Annotated in this window: 14 protein-coding genes; 7 read left to right on the top strand and 7 right to left on the bottom strand. The window is 61.5% G+C overall.

What is annotated here, in order from left to right; all coding sequences use genetic code 11:
- Nucleotides 1-20: 20 nt before the first annotated feature.
- From CAPSK01_RS00930 to CAPSK01_RS00915, 4 genes are all read left to right on the top strand, one after another.
- Nucleotides 21-986, top strand: a complete 966-nt coding sequence (locus CAPSK01_RS00930; protein WP_034921187.1) for a complex I NDUFA9 subunit family protein — start codon at nt 21-23, stop codon at nt 984-986.
- 31 nt (nt 987-1017) lie between these two features.
- Nucleotides 1018-2241 (top strand): multifunctional CCA addition/repair protein, encoded by a 1224-nt coding sequence (locus CAPSK01_RS00925; protein WP_034921185.1) that lies wholly within the window; start codon nt 1018-1020, stop codon nt 2239-2241.
- Nucleotides 2242-2570: 329 nt separating this feature from the next.
- Complete coding sequence (locus tag CAPSK01_RS00920; RefSeq protein ID WP_034921182.1) at nt 2571-3995, top strand: DEAD/DEAH box helicase; 1425 nt, start codon at nt 2571-2573, stop codon at nt 3993-3995.
- 465 nt (nt 3996-4460) lie between these two features.
- Nucleotides 4461-6671 (top strand): DUF1631 family protein, encoded by a 2211-nt coding sequence (locus tag CAPSK01_RS00915; RefSeq protein ID WP_034921179.1) that lies wholly within the window; start codon nt 4461-4463, stop codon nt 6669-6671.
- Between the two features lie 86 nt (nt 6672-6757).
- On the opposite strand, the gene rng is transcribed toward CAPSK01_RS00915, so the two are convergent.
- On the bottom strand, nt 6758-8212 hold the full coding sequence (gene rng / locus CAPSK01_RS00910) for a ribonuclease G (RefSeq protein ID WP_034921177.1): 1455 nt from the start codon (nt 8210-8212) through the stop codon (nt 6758-6760).
- 71 nt (nt 8213-8283) lie between these two features.
- On the opposite strand from rng, the gene yegQ reads away from it, so the two are divergent.
- Together yegQ and CAPSK01_RS00900 are read left to right on the top strand one after the other, a co-directional pair.
- Nucleotides 8284-9591 carry a tRNA 5-hydroxyuridine modification protein YegQ gene (gene yegQ, locus CAPSK01_RS00905; protein ID WP_034921561.1) on the top strand — a complete coding sequence of 436 codons (1308 nt, stop codon included), beginning with the start codon at nt 8284-8286 and terminating at the stop codon, nt 9589-9591.
- Between the two features lie 7 nt (nt 9592-9598).
- The gene (locus CAPSK01_RS00900; protein ID WP_273702830.1) at nt 9599-10684 is read left to right on the top strand and encodes a hypothetical protein; all 1086 of its coding nucleotides are present in this window, start codon (nt 9599-9601) and stop codon (nt 10682-10684) included.
- A 97-nt stretch (nt 10685-10781) separates the two neighbouring features.
- On the opposite strand, the gene CAPSK01_RS00895 is transcribed toward CAPSK01_RS00900, so the two are convergent.
- The 5 genes from CAPSK01_RS00895 to CAPSK01_RS00875 form a co-directional block, all read right to left on the bottom strand.
- On the bottom strand, nt 10782-11903 hold the full coding sequence (locus CAPSK01_RS00895) for a TAXI family TRAP transporter solute-binding subunit (RefSeq protein ID WP_034921174.1): 1122 nt from the start codon (nt 11901-11903) through the stop codon (nt 10782-10784).
- Between the two features lie 28 nt (nt 11904-11931).
- Entirely contained in the window at nt 11932-12354 is a 423-nt protein-coding gene (locus tag CAPSK01_RS00890; RefSeq protein WP_034921171.1) for a hypothetical protein, read from the bottom strand.
- Nucleotides 12355-12431: 77 nt separating this feature from the next.
- Nucleotides 12432-15437 carry a tubulin-like doman-containing protein gene (locus CAPSK01_RS00885; RefSeq protein ID WP_034921168.1) on the bottom strand — a complete coding sequence of 1002 codons (3006 nt, stop codon included), beginning with the start codon at nt 15435-15437 and terminating at the stop codon, nt 12432-12434.
- 286 nt (nt 15438-15723) lie between these two features.
- Nucleotides 15724-18018: an endopeptidase La gene (gene lon / locus CAPSK01_RS00880; protein WP_273702891.1), complete on the bottom strand. Its 2295-nt coding sequence runs from the start codon at nt 18016-18018 to the stop codon at nt 15724-15726.
- Nucleotides 18019-18085: 67 nt separating this feature from the next.
- Nucleotides 18086-18505 (bottom strand): Hsp20/alpha crystallin family protein, encoded by a 420-nt coding sequence (locus tag CAPSK01_RS00875; protein WP_034921162.1) that lies wholly within the window; start codon nt 18503-18505, stop codon nt 18086-18088.
- A gap of 238 nt (nt 18506-18743) precedes the next feature.
- Here CAPSK01_RS00875 and CAPSK01_RS00870 point away from each other — a divergent pair, with 238 nt between their 5' ends.
- Nucleotides 18744-19961, top strand: coding sequence for a glycosyltransferase family 4 protein (locus tag CAPSK01_RS00870; protein ID WP_034921159.1), 1218 nt, complete (start codon nt 18744-18746; stop codon nt 19959-19961).
- Between the two features lie 161 nt (nt 19962-20122).
- Here CAPSK01_RS00870 and CAPSK01_RS00865 read toward each other — a convergent pair whose 3' ends face one another.
- Entirely contained in the window at nt 20123-20644 is a 522-nt protein-coding gene (locus CAPSK01_RS00865; RefSeq protein ID WP_034921157.1) for a hypothetical protein, read from the bottom strand.
- Nucleotides 20645-20957: the final 313 nt, after the last annotated feature.

The raw sequence follows: 20957 nt of genomic DNA, 5'->3' as shown, positions 1-20957 counted from the left end.
CAAACTACCGGTAGGAAACTATGGAACTCGAGAGCGTGTTGTTGATCGGCGGGAGTGGTTTTGTCGGCGGTTGGATTGCCAGCCGCCTTTCGGAACGTGGTATCCGGGTGACCATACCGACCCGCCATCGCGACAACACCAAGAAGCTGACCATGCTGCCAATGGTCAGCATGGTCGAGGCGAACGTGCACGACCCGCAGGCACTCGTCCAGTTGATGCGCGGTCAGGATGCGGTCATCAACCTGGTCGGGATTCTCCACGATCGTGATTCGCGCCTGCCGTATGGCAAGGGTTTTGCTGCTGCGCATGTCGACCTGCCGAGCAAGATCGTCACCGCGATGCGGCAAAGCGGCGTTCGCCGCCTAGTACACATGAGCGCGCTCAAGGCCGCCACCAATGCGCCATCGGAGTATCTCCGTTCGAAAGGCGAGGGCGAAACGATCGTCCACGCCGCCATGCCGGAGCTGGACGTCACGGTGTTCCGTCCATCGGTGATCTTCGGACCGGATGACGCCTTTCTCAACATGTTCGCCAAGCTCATCAAGCTGTTCCCGATCCTGCCGCTTGGCGCTGGCGAGGCGCGCTTCCAGCCGGTCTATGTCGGCGACGTTGCGAGCGTTTTCAGCGATTGTCTGGGCAATGGCGCGACTTTCCGCAAGACCTACGAACTCTGCGGGCCGAAGGCCTACAGCCTGCGCGAACTGGTCGAGTATACCGCTCGGCTGGTTGGCAAATCCCCGAGGATCATCAATCTCGGGAGCGGTGGCTGGGCGTACCTGCAGGCTGGCCTGATGTGGCTGCTGCCCAATCCGCCGCTGTCGCCCGACAACCTGCGTTCGATGGAAGTGGATAGCGTCACCGATGGCACACACGATTATCCCGGCTGGCAGCCGGAAGCACTCGAAGCCGTGGCGCCCGGCTATCTCTCGCCCGACGAAATTGTCCAGATCCGACTCAACCGCTTTCGCTATCGTGCCGGTCGCTGAGCCAATGATCTAAGCACGAGCCGCGGCAAGCATGCAGATCTTCACTGTTGGCGGTGCGATTCGCGACGAGCTGCTCGGCTTACCGGTCCAGGATCGCGATTACGTGGTCGTTGGTGCCACCGCCGAGGAGATGCTGGCACGCGGTTTCAAGCCGGTGGGCAAGGATTTCCCGGTCTTCCTGCACCCGCATTCACATGCAGAATATGCGCTGGCGCGCACCGAGCGCAAGACCGGTCACGGCTACCAGGGCTTTGCTTTTCATGCCGCACCCGAGGTCACCCTGAGGGAGGATCTGGCACGCCGCGACCTGACCATCAACGCCATCGCGCGCGCTGCCGACGGTTCTCTGATCGATCCCTACCACGGCGTCGATGACCTCTCTGCGCGCGTCTTGCGTCATGTCGGCCCGGCCTTTGCCGAAGACCCGGTGCGTGTTCTGCGTCTGGCGCGTTTTGCCGCGCGTTTCCCCGAGTTTACGGTCGCCCCGGAAACGCTGGCGCTGATCCGCAGTATGGCCGCCGGCGGCGAACTTGACCATCTGGTTGCCGAACGTGTCTGGCAGGAACTCGCCAAGGGACTGATGGAAGTCCGCCCGTCGCGCATGTTCGAAGTGCTGCGTGCCGGCGGCGCACTGCTCCGCCTGTTGCCGGAACTCGACCGTCTTTTCGGGGTCGCGCAGCGTGCCGATTATCATCCGGAAGTCGATACCGGCGTGCATGTGCTGATGGTTGTAGACCAGGCGGCGCAGCGTGGTTTCGCCCTGCCGGTCCGCTGGGCAGCGCTGCTGCACGATCTTGGCAAGGGCACGACCCCCGAGACCGATTTGCCGCGTCATCCCGGTCATGAAGAACGCAGCGTCGAACTGGCTGGCGAAGTCTGTGCGCGCCTCAAGGTGCCGGTGGACTGTCGTGATCTGGCACTGCTGGTAGCGCGCTGCCATGGCAAGGTACACCGTGCTCACGAGCTGACGGCGGCGACGATCGTCAGGCTTCTGGAAAAGACCGATGCCCTGCGCCGGCCAGGCCGCTTCGAGCAACTGCTCGAAGCCTGTACCTGCGATTTTCATGGCCGCCTCGGCTGGCAAGACCGCCCTTACCCTGCCCCGGCGCTCTTCCGGCAGGCGCTGGTGGCGGTGCGCAGCGTGAACGCGGCGGCGATTGCGCATGCCTGTCCCGAGCGCACCCAGATTGCTGCTCGCCTGCACGCAGCGCGTGTCGCGGCAGTCAGGCAGACGCTGTCCACCCCGGCGGCCTGAACGAAAGCGGAGGCGCATCGATCGTCAGCACGACAAAGAAAACTGGACGGCACGTCGTCGAGTGCTATAATGCGCGCCGCACGAAGCATCCCGCCTGCAGCGTGCAAAGAGCATCGCGAACCTGGCCGTAAATCTCAAGCCCCCCTGCCTTCTGGTGTCGATTCATTCAGCGCCGTTCTGGCACAAAGCTTTTGTGCTGATTGGTGCTGACGCCTGTGCATCGCACAGAGTCTGTCTCTCAGCTTTTTCGTTGGTTGGCGTTGCCTTTTTTCTCCAGCAGCGCGCACTGCCGTTACGGTAGTGCGCAGCACACCCACACGAAAGAGAACATGAATTTTTCAGAAATCGGCCTCCACCCGGCCATCCTCAAAGCACTCACCGATTCCGGCTACAGCCAGCCGACGGCAGTTCAGCAACAAGCCATTCCTGCTGCCCTCGCTGGTCGCGATCTGATGGTTTCGTCACAGACCGGATCCGGCAAGACCGCCGCCTTCATGCTGCCGGCACTGCATCTCTTCGCCACGCAGAAACGCCCGGCGACCGCACGTGCCAACGCTCCGGCGCATCGTTCAGAGCCTTCGCGCGGCCATGATCGCCTTCGCTTCCAGCCGGCACAGCCGCTCATGCTGGTACTGACACCCACCCGCGAACTTGCGCTGCAGGTTACCGCGGCCACTGAAAAGTACGGCCGTCAGCTCCACCAGGTGCGGGCAGTGGCCATCCTCGGCGGCATGCCGTACCCGAAGCAGATGGAACTCCTCGGCCGCAACCCCGATATCCTGGTAGCCACGCCGGGTCGTCTGATCGACCACATGAGTTCTGGCAAGATCGATTTCTCGCAGTTGCAGATTCTGGTCCTTGACGAAGCCGACCGCATGCTGGACATGGGTTTCATCGAAGATATCGAACGGATCGTTGCGGCGACGCCGAGCGCGCGCCAGACGCTGCTGTTCTCGGCAACGCTCGACGGGACCATTGGCGACATGGCACAGCGCATGACGCGCTCCGCGCTGCGTATCCAGGTCGATGCGACTTCGGCGAGGCACGACCACATCGAACAACGGATGCATTTCGTCGACGACCTGGCGCACAAAAACCGCCTGCTCGACCACCTGCTGCGTGATGCGTCGATCGACCAGGCGCTCGTTTTCACCGCCACCAAGCGTGACGCCGACACCCTGAGCGATCGCCTCAACATCGCCGGCCTCAATGCCGCAGCATTGCATGGTGACATGCATCAGGGCGCGCGCAACCGTACCCTCACCGCAATGCGTCGCGGTCAGCTGCGCATCCTCGTCGCCACCGACGTCGCCGCTCGCGGTATCGACGTCCCAACGATCACGCATGTCTTCAACTACGATCTGCCGAAGGCTGCCGAAGACTATGTTCATCGCATTGGCCGAACCGGTCGTGCCGGTCGCAGCGGTCTGGCGATCTCGCTGGTCCATCACGCCGAGCATTTCAACGTCAGAAAGATCGAGCGCTTCACCAAGCAGATGATTCCGGTCGAGGTCGTGGTCGGTCATGAGCCGACGCGTCGTGCCCCTTCGGCAAGTCCGCGTCCGACTGGCAAGCCAGCCTGGAAGGGGTCTGAGAAGCGCAGCTTCGGGCCGCCCGCGGGGCAAGCCGACAGCCGCTTCAGCAAACCGGCCGCGCGAAGACGCGATGGCGCGGCGGCACGCCCCTCGTTCCATGACACCGCGAAACCCGGTAGCAGCGCCAGAGGTGGTCAGCGCAGCTATGGCGATCGCTGATCCGCCCGCCCCTGATCAGAATGCCCGCCCTGCGCGGGTATCTGGCCGCTTACCACTGCCATGACCACAATTCGTCGTGGTCATCAAAGCACGGGCAAGTGCCTTGCCTTATCAAGGCACTTGCTATAGATTGCAGGTGTGTTATCCGGTGTTGGAACGAGAATTCGATCATGCTGGCACTTCAAGGGTTTTTGCAGTGATTTCTTGACGAACCAAGAGCGGGAAAAAGCAAACCGGTCGAACGACCCAGGGGAAGCGGAAACATGCCGTATCCAATGATGGTGGGACCGCCAGGTTAACCGAAGCAGACTCCTCCGAATACACGATTCTCCCGTATGAGTGATTGCTCTGAGGTAGACCCGCCGCTTCCCCAAGCGGTTTTTTTACTGCTTCGTGAATGGTTTTGCAGCACGGCCCAGCAGATTTGGCAAAGCGCTTCGATGCTAGCGTCAAGGTGAATCGGCGATGGCTGTTCCAGTTGACAACGTGATCAGATTCCCTGAAAGAGCCCGCGGGGCGACCTCCGAACTCGATCGTTCCCAGACCCTGGCCAAGGCACGGGAGCTCATGGCTCAGAAGCTTGGTGAAGCGCTTGGTTCCCTGCTGCCCCGGATCGAGGAAAATTTCCTCGCCCGCGGCGATGCCTCGACTGGACGCGTGCAGCGGGAGCTTTATTACCGCACCAGAGACGTCATCCATGAGAAGGCGCAGCGTTTGCAGAGTGGTCTGGCAAGCGCATGGTTGACGCTGTGCGAAAAAAAGTTCGAGCTTGGTGAACAAGCCAAAACGACCCAGGCCAGCAAGGTCCCGGCGGAATTGCAGTTGCTCGATCTGGACGCCATGGAGCAGGACCTGGCAGTCAAGGCCATTGCTTCTCGCCTGCGCAGCGGTTGTGACGAGGAGCTGTTTGCGGTCGGTCATCGTCTGGCTTCTCTCTGCGGACAGACGGAAAGCCGCTGGCTCATCGAGGACCTCATTGCCCAGGCGCTGGACCAGACACTCATTGAGACCGGGGTGGTCGGGGCGGCACAGATTGAGCTTCTGCATGCCCTGGAGAGTCATGCAGTCGACGCCTTTGGCCCAACGATCCAGGAACTGAACGCCTTTCTGGTTAGCCGTGGCGTACTGCCAACGCTACGCCGCAGTTACTCTCCGTCGGTTGCCGGCAAAAAGCCGCCGAGCGATACCGGGAACGCTGCCGAAACTGCCGATATCTTTTCTCTGCTGCAAAAACTGGTGGTGCCGCCGCTCGCGCATGGGGGAACTGCGCCCGTCGGTTTGCCCATGCCGGGTAGCCTGTTGGGCGGTGCGGCAACCGCTGGCATGTCTCTGCCAGGGGGGGCTTCTGGCCAGATGACCGTGTCGACGGAACAGGTCATGGCTTCTCTGAATGCCCTGCAAGGGGCGGTATTGCCCCCGACCGCCGACACCGCATTGACGGCCAGCGCGTTGCGGGATTTTCGCGCCAGTGACACTGGCCAGAATCTTGACTATTTGCAAGCGGTGACGGTCGATATCATCGCGACCCTGTTCGACTTCATTTTCGACGATGCTTCCGTCGCCGATCCGATCAAGGCGCTGGTTGGGCGCTTGCAGATTCCCGTGTTGAAGGTGGCGATGCTGGACAGGACGTTCTTCTCCAGCAAGGCCCATCCGGCCAGACGTCTGCTGGACGGCATCTCGCGGGCAGCCGTGCGTTGTGGCCCGCACGCGGGCCACGATGACCCGCTGTACGCGCGCATCGCAGAAATCGTCGAGCGTCTGCAAAATGAGTTCATTCAGGATACCAGTCTGTTCGATCTGCTTTGTGTTGAACTGGAGGCCTTCCTCGAAGGACAGGAAGCCGCCGCCGATGACCGTGCAGTCCAGGCGGTTCCCCTTGTTGCGGAGCAGGAGCAGCACGAACTGGCTGCTTTGGCTGCCGATCAGGTTCTCGCGAGCTGGCTGGCCATGCCACTGCCTGCCGCCGTGACCGATCTGCTGCATCATGAATGGCGCAAGCTGCTCATTCGGCACCATTTGAGCGGAGACGACGTCGCCTGGGGGGTGGCCATGAGTACCGTCGGGGAATTGGTAGCGAGCGTCCAGCCCCAATCCGATGTGCAGAGCCGCAAACGTCTCGCGGCTCGGCTGCCAACCCTGGTTCGCAGAATCTGTGAGGGTCTGGACAAGCTGCAGGTGACCGACGATCGTCGTCTCGCCCTCACTGATCAATTGTTCACGCTTCATGCTGCAGTGCTGCGCGGTGCGGTGCCAGCGGTGGTGACAAACGCGCGGCCGATTCTCCCGGCAGCGGAGCCGGTCGCGGCAGAGATCGCCAGCGAACGTATCGACTGCGGCGAAACCCATCTGGATCGGATCTTCCTTTCCCCCGGTACGGCGCCGCCGCGCTCGGCGCAGAGCGACCACGCTCAATCCCTGGTGGCAGGGCTGCAGCGCGGCGATTGGCTGGAGTTCGCGAACCCCGAGAGCGGCCCGGTACGTTATCGCCTGTCCTGGATCAGTCCGCAGCGGGGCATCCTGCTGTTGACCAATCCCCAGTCGCCACGGGCGATGTCGGTGTCGCCAGACGCACTGGCGCTGAAGATTGAGCGTGGCGAAGCGACCATTCTGGCCGTCGAACCGATGTTCGATCGCGCCGTTAATCGCGCACTGGCAACACTGCAAGCGGCTTAGTCGATCTTCCCATGAAGAATCGTGCAACCCTGATGCAGAGCGCTTATTCGCCCTGCTCACCATCAAGCAGATCTGCACACACGTAACTACATCAGAACAATGTCGTATTGCTCCTGCGAGTAGCTGGGCTCCGCCTGCAGTGAAATTGGTTTGCCGATGAAGTCGGAGAGCATCGCCAGACCCTGCGACTCTTCGTCGAGAAAGCGGTCGATCACCGCCTGGTTGCCGAGCACGCGATATTCGCGCGCGTTGAACTGGCGGGCTTCGCGCAGCAGTTCGCGGAGGATTTCGTAACACACGGTGCGCGCCGTTTTGACCTCGCCACGCCCGCCACAGGTCGGGCATTCTTCGCACAACACATGCGCGAGCGACTCGCGCGTCCGCTTCCGGGTCATCTCGACCAGTCCCAGCGCGGTGAAGCCATTGACCGTCAGACGCGTATGGTCGCGCGCCAGTGCCTTGTTGAACTCGCTGAGGACCGCCGTGCGGTGCTCTTCATTTTCCATGTCGATGAAGTCGATGATGATGATGCCGCCAAGGTTGCGCAGGCGCAGTTGGCGCGCGATCGTCTGTGCGGCTTCAAGATTGGTCTTGAAAATGGTGTCGTCGAAGTTGCGCACGCCGACGAAGCCGCCGGTATTGACGTCGATGGTGGTCATCGCCTCGGTCTGATCGATGATCAGGTACCCCCCGGATTTCAGATCAACGCGGCGGGCAAGGGCTTTCTGCAGTTCGTCTTCCACGCCATGCAGGTCGAAAAGCGGCCGTTCGCCGACGTAGTGCTCCAGCAAGGGTGCGACCGTCGGCGTGTACTCGGCGGCAAAATTGGTGAGCCGCTGGAAGTTTTCGCGCGAGTCGATGACGATACGTGCCGTCTCGGGGTTGACGAAGTCGCGCAATACCCGCTGAGCCAGCGACAATTCCTGGTAGAGCAGTGAAGGGGGGGCAGCGGTGGTCGATTGCGTCAGGATGTCGCACCAGAGTTTGCGCAAGTACTCGATGTCCTTGGCGAGTTCGGCCTCGCTCGCGCTCTCGGCCATGGTGCGGACGATGAAACCACCGGCTTCGTCGCCGGGTACCAGGCGACCCAGTTTCTCGCGCAGCGCTTCACGTTCGGACTCGCGCTCGATGCGCTGCGAAATTCCGATGTGCTTGTCCTGCGGCAGGTAGACCAGCATTCGCCCGGCGATCGATACCTGCGTAGACAGGCGTGCGCCCTTGCTGCCCATCGGGTCCTTGATCACCTGCACCAGAATGCTTTGCCCTTCAAACAACAGGCGCTCGATCGGTCGCAGCGGTTCGTCGCTCGGGCGCGGCTCGCGGATGTCGGCGACATGCAGGAATGCGGTACGGCCGAGGCCGATGTCGATGAACGCCGATTGCATGCCCGGCAGGATGCGAACAATGCGTCCGACATAGATATTGCCAACGAAGCCACGACTGGCGCTACGTTCGATGTGCAGTTCCTGCACGACGCCCTGATGCATGACGGCGACGCGCGTTTCCTGTGGGGTAAAGTTGATCAGGATCTCTTCGGACATGGCGGGGCAATCTGGAGAATGGGAGTAAGATGGCGGTTTGCCACATTCTACCCGTGACGAAGCTCTCCCGGATGCCCGCAGCCCTGATCGCTCCCGAATTGCTCGCGCCCGCGGGGTCGCTGGCGATGCTGCGCGCCGCCCTGGCTTTCGGTGCCGACGCCGTCTATGCCGGCCAGCCGCGCTACAGCCTGCGGGTGCGCAACAACGACTTCGGCGACCTTTCCACACTCGGGACCGCCATCGGCGAGGCACACGCCGCTGGCAGAAAACTCTATGTGGTCAGCAACGTCCTGCCGCACAATCGCAAGGTCCACAGCTACCTGTGCGACATGGCGCCGGTCGTCGCACTTCGGCCTGACGCCCTGATCATGGCCGACCCCGGGCTGATCGACCTGGTGCGCGAGACCTGGCCGCAGATGCCGGTGCATCTCTCGGTACAGGCCAATACCGTCAACTTTGCAGCGGTGCGTTTCTGGCAGAAGCTCGGCATCCGGCGGATCATCCTTTCACGCGAGCTGTCGCTCGACGAAGTTGCCGAGATTCGTCAGCAATGTCCCGACATCGAGCTCGAAGTCTTCGTCCACGGCGCGCTCTGCGTCGCCTATTCAGGGCGATGCCTGCTTTCCGGGTACTTCAACCATCGTGACCCCAATCAGGGCACCTGTACCAACTCGTGTCGCTGGGATTATCGGCTCAAGGCAGGCGAAGCGGATGCGTCTGGCGATGTCCATGCCGCCAATTCACCTGATGCACGATCAGGCCATCGCGTCTGGCTGCTCGAGGAGAAGGCACGGCCGGGCGAACTGATGCCGGTCGACGAGGATGAGCACGGTACCTATATCATGAACTCGAAGGATTTGCGGGCCGTCGAGCATGTCCAGCGCCTGGCCGAGATCGGTGTCGACTCGCTGAAGATCGAGGGGCGCACCAAGTCGCCCTACTATGTGGCGCGCACCGCGCAGGTCTATCGTCGTGCCATCGATGATGCCGTCGCCGGGCGGCCGTTCGACCCCGGACTGCTTGGCGAACTTGAAGGGCTGGCCAATCGCGGCTACACCGACGGTTTCTACCAGCGCCACCACGAACACGAGAGACAAAATTACCTGCGCGGCCATTCCGAATCGGGACGCAGTCTCTATGTCGGCGACGTACTGGCGTGGGACGCGCCACGCCAGTTGGCGCTGATCGAGGTGAAGAATCGCTTTTCGGTGGGTGACCGCCTCGAGATCATCCATCCCACGGGCAACCGCCAGCTGGCTCTGGAGCGGATGCAGCACATCGATGGCGCCGAAATTCGCGTCGCCCCCGGCAATGGCCATCGCGTGTGGATTCCACTGCCGGCCGAACTGCCCGGAGCATTGCTGGCACGCTTCGTCTGATCCAGCCATGATGCCGGGTCCCCATCTGTTCGTCGACATCTCGGCACACGGCTTCGGCCACCTGGCGCAAGCGGCGCCGGTGCTCAACCGCCTGGCACGACAATTGCCGGAGCTGCGCCTCACCCTCCGTAGCGCTCTACCCACCGCTCGACTGCAAGCCCGCCTGGTGACTCCTTTCAGACATCTGGCGGAGAGCAGTGATTTCGGCTATGTGATGTACGACGCGATGCGCGTCGACCTCGACGCAACGGCCCGTGCCTACTGCATCCAACATGCCGACTGGGAAGCTCGTGTGGACCGTGAAGCGCGCCTGCTCGCCGAACTGCAACCCCGGCTGGTGTTCAGCGATGTCGCCTACCTGCCGCTGGCTGGCGCCAAACGCGCCGGCATCCCCGCGCTGGCGATGTGTTCCCTCAACTGGGCCGGGCTGTTTGCTCATTTCTTTGCCAATGAGTCCTGGGCAGCGCCGATTCTTGAGCAGATGATGGCCGCGTACCACGGCGCCGAGTGCTTCCTGCGGCTGACTCCCGGCATGGCCATGACCGAATTGTCACAGGTATGCCCCATTGGTCCGGTCGCCGATCTTGGCAACGATTGCCGTCAGGCGGTGCGGGCGCAACTACGCTGTGCCAGTGACGAGCGACTGGTCCTGATCGCCTTCGGCGGTGTCAGCCAACAACTACCGATCGCCAACTGGCCGCACATCGCCGGCGTGCGTTGGCTGATTCCGCAAGACTGGCAGGTGGCTCATCCGAATGCCAGCAACTTCGAGCCGCTCGACCGACCAATGACCGACCTCCTGTGCGCGGTCGACGCGGTGATTGCCAAACCTGGTTACGGCACGTTCACCGAAGCCGCCTGCAATGGCACACCGATCCTTTATGTGCGCAGACACGACTGGCCCGAACAGGATTGCCTGATCGACTGGCTGCACAGGCATGCCCGGTGTCGGGAAATCAGCCTGGCGGACCTGCTGGCCGGCCATCTCCGGGAGGCGCTGGCGAGTTTGTGGCAGCAAGCTGCTCCAGCGCTGCCTTTGCCGTCGGGTGCTGAAGAAGCAGCGGCCGCGCTGCTGCCGTGGCTGGCGGAATGACGGTAAAAGACTCCCGAGCAGAGTCTCCGCCCTGCTCCCCGTTAGGATATCCTGCAGAACATGGCGCGGAAGTGAAAAATTAACAGCCGCTGACTCTTTACTTGCAAAGGCCGGCAAAGCGGTCCTGTGGACTACAGGCGCCGGAGCCGGGTTTGGCGGCGGCGCCGGATGGGCAGTTGGCCAGGCGCTCCTTGACTTTGTCGGAGTATTGCCAGCCTGCGGCCAGAGGCGGCAGCGCGGAGCCGGGTTGCCAGGTCAGCGACCGCCATTTGGCGTGCCCGCGGTCCCGTAAAACCGCGAATTTCTCGCAGAACTGGCCAGCGAAATCCTTGATGAACTGATTCCTCTGGGGGTCTGCAAAATTGGCCGTGATCAGATAGGAATCAACAGCCAGCGAGGGGGAATCGTTGCCGGCAATGTTCAGCAGGGGGTAGCTGGATTTCCTGATATCCGCTTTCCGGTATTCCTGCAGGATTTTGTCCGAACTGGCCTGTGTCGGGTCGAATTTCAGCAGCTTGAGGTTGGCCGGGACATTTTTCTCAAGCAGGCCGAGCGGCTGTCCGCCTACCAGCACCATCACGTCAATCTTCGGATAGGCCTGGTAATAAACCGGATCGCTCAAGGCCATCAAAGCCGAGCGGCGTCGTTTGGTGCCGTCGTCATCGCCCGTGGCGGTGGTGTTGATGAAAGGCTGCACGACATTGGGCCGCTCCTGGAACAGTTTGCTGTACACATTCAGGGCGGTGAGGTAGGTACCACTTTTCTCCATGTCCATCCAGATGGGTTTTCCCCTGATCTGATGGATGAATTCGATGGGCTCGTCCTTGCGAACCAGGAAATGGATTTCTTCCTGGTACAAGGGCATGAACACCCGCAAGTTGGCCAGCAGTTGTGCGTATTCGCGGCGCGTCGCCTGCGGGACATCGCTTGCGTCACGCATCCGCACGAAGGCGGAGTACACATCCGACTGGACAATCGCCAGGGTCACGCCTCGGGTCTGGCTCATGTCTTCCACATTGGCCCAGGAACCTTTGGAGTCCTTCACTTCCAGGGCTGGATTGACAAAATCCCGCAAATTGGTGCCGATGGCGTAGTAGGTGCCTGTCTTGCCACCGGTGACGATGCTTTCGGCAGGGGCGGCCATCGACAGCACGGCCGCCGAGATTCCGGCGAGCAGGGTCTTGATGCCACCGAGCCGTGAGGCAGGTAATTTTTTCATAGCGAATGCCGGGAAATGGAAAACAGGGTCAAGGTGTCGTGCGGCACAGACCGGCGCGCTCGTCGGCGGGAGAGCAATGGCCATGGGCCGGCCGGGTGGGTGCTTCGGTCTGGGGTGTCGGCGGCGCTGGCAGTGCGGGTGGCGCTGGTGCGACCACCGCCGGTGTCGCGGGTGCCGGCATTGCTGGCGGAGGCATGGGTGCGGCGGTGTCGGCCAGCAAGAACCATGCGGCACCTCCACCGACCAGCAGCATGGCCAGCAATAGCCCCCCGACGAGCAACGTCTTTGATCCGCCACTCTGAAGGCCGGTGTCACTGAGCAGCAGGGGTTTTCCGCATTCATTGCAGACGAAGTCCAGACCGCCCGGAACTTCGACCGTGGCGCGGGCGTCGGCCGTAGCGCAGTTGCCAAAGTTCGAGCATTTGCCGGATTTGGATTTCATGCTGGCCATCGGGGAGTTCCTCCTGGTTTTCTGGAAAGTTGAAGAAACCGGCGAATCGATTGTCGGCTTTGCTCAACCAGGGTGCATCAGGTGACTTCGCGCTTGAGGATGGCCAATGCACGCCGGCCGGCCTCCAGAAAGCGGCGGTAGGTTTCATCCTGGATGTTGCCGCCGCGCGCAGCCTTGATGGCTTCGACCTCGGCCAGGATGGCCCGCTGCACCTCGCTGCGGCGGTCCTGGTGCAGGTAGCCGGCACCGGCCAGCGTCGCGTCGCAGACCGACCGGATGGTGTGCAGATTCTCCAGGTTGATGCTGTCGGCACTGGCCGTGAAGCTCCTGCCCAGGAGGACCGGGTCATTGTCTAAGCCATCGGCATCCTTGGTGAGCAGCAGCACTTCCTCCGCGCCCGTGGCTGGATTCCTGCTTTCATGGATGAATCCCAGAGCCTTGGCCAGCAGCACATAGGGCAGCGCCTGCTGCTTGACCTCGGCGCTGGAGGCCACGAACAGTCGCGGCCAGGCATTGCCGTCACCCTCGGTATGCAGTTCGAGCCGCGCGCGCGCACCGCCGGTGTCGATGCGGCGACGGTATTTTTCTTCCAGGAACTTGAGCGGCTTGAGGTAGCGCAGCGGAAACAGGTTGGTGATCGAGACCAGCGTGATTTCGTTGCGTCGGCCATCCGAGTCAATGATCTCCACATCGCCGGTTCTGGCTTCGCGCAGCGCATTCTTCAGTCCCTGGGCAAACTCGGCCTGTTCAGGCGCCCTCGGCAGGATCACGGTGAATTTGCTCACCGCCGTGGGTACACCCACGGGAATGCCGGGCGCTGCCCGGTGGATTTCCAGCGGTTCGAGCGTGACGAAGTTGCCTGCCCGGCTGACCAGCTCGCTCACGTAGCTTTTCAACTCCTGCGGATCGGCGCCGTAGCGGTCGCACAACTTGTCGATGATCGACACGCCGAGCAGACGCTCTTTGGGGTTCTGCACCAGGTTCTGGTGGGCGATGCGCGTGTTGTCCTCGCACACCGTTTCGAGCACATCGAGAAAGGTCGATTCCGTCACCCGCTGGTTGAACAGGGCAAAACTCGAATCCTGCCCAATCTTTTCGGTCAGGGCGGCACGCACCCGGCCGGTCTGCGTTTTCTGTTCGGCTTCGTCCACCACCAGCCGGCGGCTGATCTGCTTGACCTGAACGGGGTCATAAAAGCGGATCAGGTGCTGGCGCAAATCGCCTGCACCGGCATCGGAGAGGCGCGCCTGGATGCCGACATCGAATTTCTTCAGGGCCTGCTGCAAGGTGTTGGCGGCCCGGTCCACTTCGCCTTTCAGGTCGGTGATTTCGGCGATCACCTCGATCAGCAGCGCTTTGGCAAAGCCCCAGCCTTCGGCACGCGTACGATACACATACATCTCCTGCAAATGCACGCCATGCGCATCCAGCAGGCTGTCCGGCGTTCCCAGCAGGTGCTTGGAGAACAGGCCCATGCTGGACCATTTGTGCGCATTGCCCAGGACCCGCGATTGCGCTTCTTCCTCTGCGTGGCGCGCACGCGCAATGTTTTCGTCGCAGGCCTTCAGACGTTCGTCCAGTTTTTCGCTCAGCGCGATCAGCAGGCGGGATACATCCCAGGCGGACTTGGCGCCGACCTTCCATTCATTGACCAGTTCCTGCTCGATCCGCATCCGGATCTCGCGCGCCATGTCCTTGCGCGCTTTCAGCTTGGTGCGGTAGAAACCAGGGACGCCCAGCGAGCGGTAGTCATCCTGGTAACGCTTTTCACACAATTTGGTGAGCTCGTCCAGCCAGGTGGCGCGCTCGCGCTCGCGCACCAGCGACTTGAAGTTGGGGATGACGGCTTCCCACTCGCCAGTGAAAGACTTCCAGCGCTTGTTGGCGGCATCTTCCGGCAGGATGCCCAGCGCCAGCGTCAGATGGTCGTCGGACAGCAGCCAGCGTAACTGCGTCTCTTTTTGCTGCACAAACTCGTGAAAATCCTGCTTGCGCGGTTCTTCGATGAAGCCTGACGCCTCCTGCCAGTGATTGAAGCGCAACTGCAGCGCCGCCTGTCGGGCAAAGCTGTAGGTCAGGTACTCGCTGATCTCCTCTTCGGGAATGGCCAGCCGCTTGATGCCGAACGTCAGGAAACGCTTGGAGCGCTCTGGAATGCGCCCCTGCGCGGCAGTTTCTGGCGAGCCGTCGCCGTTTTCCGCGTTCTCCATGCGGTCGAGCGAGACCCAGTTGATGTTCCTCGCGGTCACGATCTTTTGATACAGGAAGTCAGCGACGATGCCAGGCACATCCCGGTCCACATCCACCGTCAGGCCGTTCTCGTTCTCGTTGCCAAACACGAAGCAGCCGTTGAACGGGTCGCTCAGCGTGAGCCGTTCCTTCACGCCGGTCACGTCGTAGGGCTGATAAACCCCTACCGACATGGCGTTGAGTTCGGTCAGGGCGGCAAATCCGTTGGCGTGGTAGTTGCCGGTATCCCAGTTGGGGTTCGGGTAGGCATCGGGCAGCAGCGCGTAGATCAGGATGCGGAAACGCTTGGAGTCGGGATACAGATCCCGCAGTTGTGCCACTGCGTCAATCACGCTGCCGCTGCCGGTACCGCCGGCCAGGCCGAGCACGACATGGAAGGTGACTTCCGTCTGGCCGTTCTGCTGCAGCAGCTTGACCTGCGATTGTACCTGTTCGCGATATTTGTCGGCCTTGCAGGCAAACAGGAAGCGGCCCAGCCGGCGCTTCTGGCCACCGAGCGTGGCGCCGACAATGCTGTTGAGAATGTCGCGCCATTCCTGCGGGCTGCCCAGCCAGTGCTTGAGTCCTGGATAGCTGTCGAGATTGTCGAGCCGCGAGGTGAGGTTGGCATCGGTAATCAGCAACTGGCTGGCTTTGGGCAACTGGACCGAAGTGCCCAGCGTCTTCCAGCCGGGGTCGTCGATTGCCATCATTTCGCTGGACGAATCGACGTACAGGTAGCCGATGCCGATGTCGGCCAGTTTGCCGCCGCGCAACTCCTGGTACAGGCTCTTTCGCAGGGCCCGGATGATTTTCCCTCCGGTACCGCCCAGCCCGATGACGAGGTGATTCATTCCGCAAGTTCCTCGTTGCAATGAGTCGAAAGTAAAATGATCACCGATGTGCCACGCTCCGCCGCAGGCGGCATCGGCGGAGCCGGGGGATCTGCGCAGCGATTGTCAGATGGCCGCTTGCCGCAGTCTCCTGCTGCCCGGATGAGTATATGTCCACCCATCAACTGCGGTCAATCGCGGGAAGGCGCGTCTTCGCTGTCGACGAGGGTGGAACCCGTCGCCCGCTCGATGGGCGCTTGCCGATGAGCGAGCTCAACCTTTTCGGGGTACGGCGCATCCCGTCGACTCATTGCCGCATGGCGTGACGGATCGCATCGTCCACATTGTCCAGAAAGACGAATTCGATTCGCTGCTTCGCCTCCGGCGGGACTTCCTCAAGGTCCCTACGGTTTCTTGCCGGCAACAGCACCCGCTGAATTCCGGCGCGCATGGCGGCAAGCACCTTGTCCTTGATTCCACCCACCGGCAGAACGAGTCCGCGCAGGCTGATCTCGCCAGTCATCGCGCTATCGTTACGCACCGGGCGGTTGACGAACAGCGAGGCCAGCGCGATGAATATCGCCACGCCCGCACTCGGACCGTCCTTGGGGATTGCCCCCGCCGGCACATGCACATGTACGTTGCTTTTCTCGAAGCTGCCGGCGTCGATGCCGAGGTCCGCGGCGCGCGTTTTCACCAGGGTCAGCGCTGCCTGCGCGGATTCCTTCATCACCTCGCCAAGTTGTCCGGTCAGGATCAATTTGCCGTCACCTGTCGTGCGGCTGGCTTCAATGAACAGGATGTCGCCACCGACCGGCGTCCACGCCAGTCCGGTGGCCACTCCGGCAAGGCCGGTGCGCAAGGCAACTTCGTTATCGTACTTGCCTGGCCCGAGTATGCCGGCAAGATCGTCCTCATCGACCTGCATCGACGACATCCTGCCCTCGGCAATGTTGACCGCCGCGCGTCGGCAGACTGCGCCAATTTCCCGCTCCAGCGAGCGCACGCCGGCTTCACGCGTGTAATTGCGGATGATCGCCACGAGTGCCTGCTCCGAGAACTCGATCTGACCTTCCTTCAGTCCATTCTGGGCAATCTGACGCCCGACCAGATAACGCTGGGCAATCTCCCGTTTTTCCTCCTGCGTGTAGCCGGGCAACTGGATGATCTCCATGCGGTCACGCAGGGGCCCCGGAATGTTGTCCAGCACATTCGCGGTGGTGATGAACAGCATCCGGGACAGGTCGAACGGCAAGGCCAGATAGTTGTCGCGGAAGGTATTATTTTGTTCCGGATCGAGCACTTCGAGCAGGGCGGCCGACGGGTCACCCTGAATGCCGGCACCGAGCTTGTCAATCTCGTCGAGCATCATCACACAGCCCCGTGATCCGGCCTTGCGGATTGCCTGAATGATGTTGCCGGGCAGGGCGCCGATGTAGGTGCGCCGGTGGCCACGGATTTCGGCTTCATCGTGAACGCCGCCGAGAGAGGCGCGTACGAATTTGCGTCCCAGCGCCCTGGCGATCGACTGGCCAAGCGAGGTCTTGCCGACTCCGGGCGGACCGACAAAGCACAGAATGGGCCCGTGTCCGCCCGGGTTGAGCTTGCGCACCGCGAGAAATTCGATGATCCGTTTCTTGACCTGGTCGAGGCCGAAGTGGTCGGCATCGAGAATCTGGCGGGCTTCGGCAATCTCGATCCGGTCCGGCTCGGGCGCCCGCCATGGCAACTCGACCAGCCAGTCGAGATAGGCGCGCACCATCGAGTATTCTGCAGAAGCGTCCGACATGCGCGCCAGGCGCTGCAGTTCCTTGTTCGCCTGGTTCGCCACCTCCTCGGGCATCTGGGCTTCGGCGATATTTTTGCGCAGCGCCTCGAGCTCGACGCTGTTGCCGGTATCCCCCTCGCCAAGTTCCTTCTGGATCGATTTCAACTGCTCGCGCAGCAGGAATTCGCGCTGACGCTGATCGATGTTCGCCTTGGTACGCTCGTCGAGTTCGCGTGAAAGTCGCAGCACCTCGAGGCGTGCGAGCAGGCAGTCGAGAACGATGTCGAGCCGTCGCTGCAGGTCAATGCTTTCCAGGACCCGTTGCCGATCGGTAATTTTCAGTTCTGCAACACTCGCCACCAGGTCGGCCAGAGCTCCCGCCTGGGTAATGCTCTTGACCGCACCGACCAGTTCCTGTGAGACCTGCGGCAGAAACTGCAGGACTTCGAGCGCATGCTCCCTGAGCTGAATCATGCGCGCTTCGATCTGGCTGTCTGTCGTTTCGGGTTCATCGATCCGCCCGATACGCGCCACCGGGAAAGGATAGCCCGGCAGGTACTCGACGATGCGAAATCGCTGCAGCCCCTGGCAGACGATGACATGCGTGTTATCCGGCAGGGTCACGTAACGCAGGATGTTGGCCACCGTCCCGACCAGGCACAGATCATCCGGCCCCGGCACTTCGACCTCGGCATCCCGTTGCAGGAGAACCCCGACCGGGCGCTCGGTCTTGACTGCCTGCTGCGCTGCCAGCATCGACTGTTCGCGGCTGATGGTGAGCGGCAGGATCATGCCGGGAAAAAGCAGTACGTTGCGAACCGGAACGATGATCATCGCATCGTCGGGGATCACCAGAACGCCGGGACCAGTTGCGAGCGTGTTGCGACTCGCGTCCGTCCGGTCAGATCGCACGGTCGTCTCGCAGGTGGCGCAGCACCAGCACCAGGCAGCCATCCTCCAGGAACTGCTCGTGCAGCCGGTAATTTCCGGGCGGCAGGGCTATCCAGCGCTCAAATGGCCCATAGGGGATCTCCAGACGGTGGATCGTTGCCAGACGCAAGGCCTGCGGTATCGGGCGCCGGCCCCGGACGACTAGGCCGGCTTCATCGAGAACGACTTCAATCTGCCGGGAATCAACGCCCGGCAGAGCCACCAGCAGTCTCAACTCGTCGCTGTTCTCGTACAGATCGACCGCTGGTTCCCAGCAGGGCACCGACTGCAGGTTTTCGCAGGCAAGCACCCGGTGCTGCCATCGCTCGCCGCCCTGCAGCAGATCGAGCGCCTCCGCCCACATCCATAACCTTCGATCATCGGCCCTCATGGGTGACATCCTTGAACAAATGAAATCCGGATTGACGTAGACTCAGCCGTTTTCGGGTGATCGAGGCTTTTCCAGAATCGATCCACGGGGTGCCGCTCGTTCCAGCCAGCCGGCCCGGATTCTAACCCAGAAACCGCGCCTGTACGCGCAATGCATTCGGCCGGATCGCGATGACGCATGCGCCCTGATAGAATGCCTCACCGAAACAATCAACACGCCGCACACACGCGCATCAACGATGAGAATTCTCCTGATCCATCAGAATTTTCCGGGTCAATACAAACACATTGCCGCAGCGCTGGTCGCCAGAGGCGATGAAGTGACGGCGCTGTGCATCGAGAATAACCCGGTTCCTGCCGGTGTTCGGGTCGTCCGTTACGGGCTAAAGCGAGGCAATACACCCAAAATCCACCCCTGGGTGCAAGAAACGGAGACCAAGGTGATTCGCGGCGAAGCCTGCTTCCGGGCGGCGAGACAACTGCAAATGCAGGGCTATCGCCCGGACCTCATCTGCGCCCACCCGGGATGGGGCGAAGCGCTGTTCGTCAAGGAAGTCTGGCCGCAGGTTCCTTTGTTGAACTACTTCGAGTTCTACTATCGCGCCCATGGCGCCGATGTCGGTTTCGACCCGGAGTTTCCCGAAAATCCAGACGAGACGCCACGCTTGCTGGCGAAGAACTTCGCCAACCTGATGAACCTCGAACAATGCGATGCCGGACTTTCACCGACCGCATGGCAGAAATCCACCCACCCCGCGAGCTTTCAGCACAAGATTCGCGTCATCCATGAAGGGGTGAATACGGCCGCGATCACCCCGAAGACCGACGCCCAGATCAAGCTGCGGGAAAAGGCCCGTGTCCTGCGTGCCGGTGATGAAATTGTCACCTTCGTCAATCGCAACCTCGAACCCTACCGAGGCTATCACAGCTTCATCCGCGCCCTTCCTGAAATCCAACGCCGGCGTCCGAATGCCCATATCCTGATTGTCGGCGGTGACAAGGTCAGTTACGGCAGTCGGCCCGCCGAGGGCACGAGCTACCGCGAGCAGTTTCTCAACGAAGTGAGGAGCGAGATCGACTTCCAGCGTCTCGATTTCGTCGGCACGATTCCTTACTCCGCGTTCATCGGTCTGCTGCAAATCTCGGCGGTGCACGTCTACCTGACCTATCCCTTCGTTCTCTCCTGGTCGATGCTCGAAGCCATGAGCGCCGGCTGCCTGGTCGTCGGATCCAGAACCTCACCGGTAGAAGAAGTGATCCGCCATGGGGACAATGGACTTCTGGTCGATTTCTTCTCGCCGCAACAAATTGCCGAGCAGGTGATTCAGACGCTTGAACTTCCCGGTGATTTCGCTTCACTCAGGCAACGCGCCCGGCAGACGATCATCGACCGCTATGATCTCAACCGAATCTGCCTGCCGCAGCATCTGGCCTACATCGACGAACTGGCCGGATAAGTCACAATCTCACGGCAGAGCCGCAAGCTTTGATGATGTGAGCCGCTCAAACGGTCATGACATTCACCGCTGCTCCATCGCTACAGCCAGTCTGAGTCTTCATGCGCGCACGTTTTCCGTCCGTGATGGCCCAATGTTCAAGTTCAGAGGGCTGCGCAGGCCTATGGTAGCTTCTGCTCGACAAGGCGACCGCCTTTGAGTAAGAGATTGATCGTTACCTTCTTACTCGGAAAGTTGGGAGCGTCGTCACCGGCGACCTCCAATCCGTCGAAGGCAATGAGAGTTTCGCCGGTCTTTGGGTTCCGGGTCACTTTGGCATTGAGATTCATGACCCCTCGCCAGCCTTTCCCAGCAATTGGCATGACGTCAATGAGCGAGAAATGCTGTTTCCCTTTCTCATTTGTTTCCGGAGTAAAGGCTGCAAAGTATTGGGTATGGTTGTTCCCACCACCAAAGCCTTCGACAGTAAACACCACTAGCGCAAGCGCTTCGCCTTCGCTCCCTTTTACCAACTGAACCATCGTAGCGTCGGGATAGCCAACAGCATAACTATCTCGCAGCAGTTCGATCAGGCGTTGAACCTGTGCCAGAAGAGGCTTGGGGGCCTTGATCGACGCTGGAGCGGCAGAAACCAAGCTGCTGGTGACGACACAAAGGACGAGAAGAAGTAGTCGGTGAATCATTGGGACTCCATAGGGCTAACGCCCGCTCGATGGATGGGTTGGACGAAGCCGCTACGCGGAGGAAAACCGTCAAGGGGGGGTACCGCCCGAGCCCTTGATCCGGAGGTCGAGATGGCCGGAGGCACTCGGGCGTGAAGGCCTAAGCCGGTTTGGCGACGGTTGCTTACCGTGGCGCTCACGCCAAGAACCCGGCGCTCGATTGAGCAATCAGGCCCGCGGACCGGGGCGCCTACTCTCCACGGTCGGGCAAGGAGCCGGAGCGGAGTGCAACCCAGGAGTCGATGCTGGCGGCGAGCCTGGGCGCGCTGCGCCG

It is taken from the genome of Candidatus Accumulibacter vicinus (genome assembly GCF_000584955.1).
Taxonomy (GTDB): Bacteria; Pseudomonadota; Gammaproteobacteria; order Burkholderiales; family Rhodocyclaceae; genus Accumulibacter; species Accumulibacter vicinus.
The sequence above is the reverse complement of the archived record's forward strand: the minus strand, read 5'-3'. Positions and strand labels throughout refer to the sequence as shown.

Bases quoted from the DNA above. Each gene is read 5' to 3' on its own strand.
- CAPSK01_RS00925 (WP_034921185.1), top strand. From the start codon at position 1,018: ATGCAGATCTTCACTGTTGGCGGTGCGATTCGCGACGAGCTGCTCGGC.
- CAPSK01_RS00885 (WP_034921168.1), bottom strand. From the start codon at position 15,437: ATGAATCACCTCGTCATCGGGCTGGGCGGTACCGGAGGGAAAATCATC.
- CAPSK01_RS00920 (WP_034921182.1), top strand. From the start codon at position 2,571: ATGAATTTTTCAGAAATCGGCCTCCACCCGGCCATCCTCAAAGCACTC.
- CAPSK01_RS00915 (WP_034921179.1), top strand. From the start codon at position 4,461: ATGGCTGTTCCAGTTGACAACGTGATCAGATTCCCTGAAAGAGCCCGC.
- CAPSK01_RS00895 (WP_034921174.1), bottom strand. From the start codon at position 11,903: ATGAAAAAATTACCTGCCTCACGGCTCGGTGGCATCAAGACCCTGCTC.
- CAPSK01_RS00900 (WP_273702830.1), top strand. From the start codon at position 9,599: ATGATGCCGGGTCCCCATCTGTTCGTCGACATCTCGGCACACGGCTTC.
- rng (WP_034921177.1), bottom strand. From the start codon at position 8,212: ATGTCCGAAGAGATCCTGATCAACTTTACCCCACAGGAAACGCGCGTC.
- CAPSK01_RS00890 (WP_034921171.1), bottom strand. From the start codon at position 12,354: ATGGCCAGCATGAAATCCAAATCCGGCAAATGCTCGAACTTTGGCAAC.
- CAPSK01_RS00930 (WP_034921187.1), top strand. From the start codon at position 21: ATGGAACTCGAGAGCGTGTTGTTGATCGGCGGGAGTGGTTTTGTCGGC.
- CAPSK01_RS00875 (WP_034921162.1), bottom strand. From the start codon at position 18,505: ATGAGGGCCGATGATCGAAGGTTATGGATGTGGGCGGAGGCGCTCGAT.
- lon (WP_273702891.1), bottom strand. From the start codon at position 18,018: ATGATCATCGTTCCGGTTCGCAACGTACTGCTTTTTCCCGGCATGATC.
- yegQ (WP_034921561.1), top strand. From the start codon at position 8,284: ATGCCCGCAGCCCTGATCGCTCCCGAATTGCTCGCGCCCGCGGGGTCG.
- CAPSK01_RS00870 (WP_034921159.1), top strand. From the start codon at position 18,744: ATGAGAATTCTCCTGATCCATCAGAATTTTCCGGGTCAATACAAACAC.
- CAPSK01_RS00865 (WP_034921157.1), bottom strand. From the start codon at position 20,644: ATGATTCACCGACTACTTCTTCTCGTCCTTTGTGTCGTCACCAGCAGC.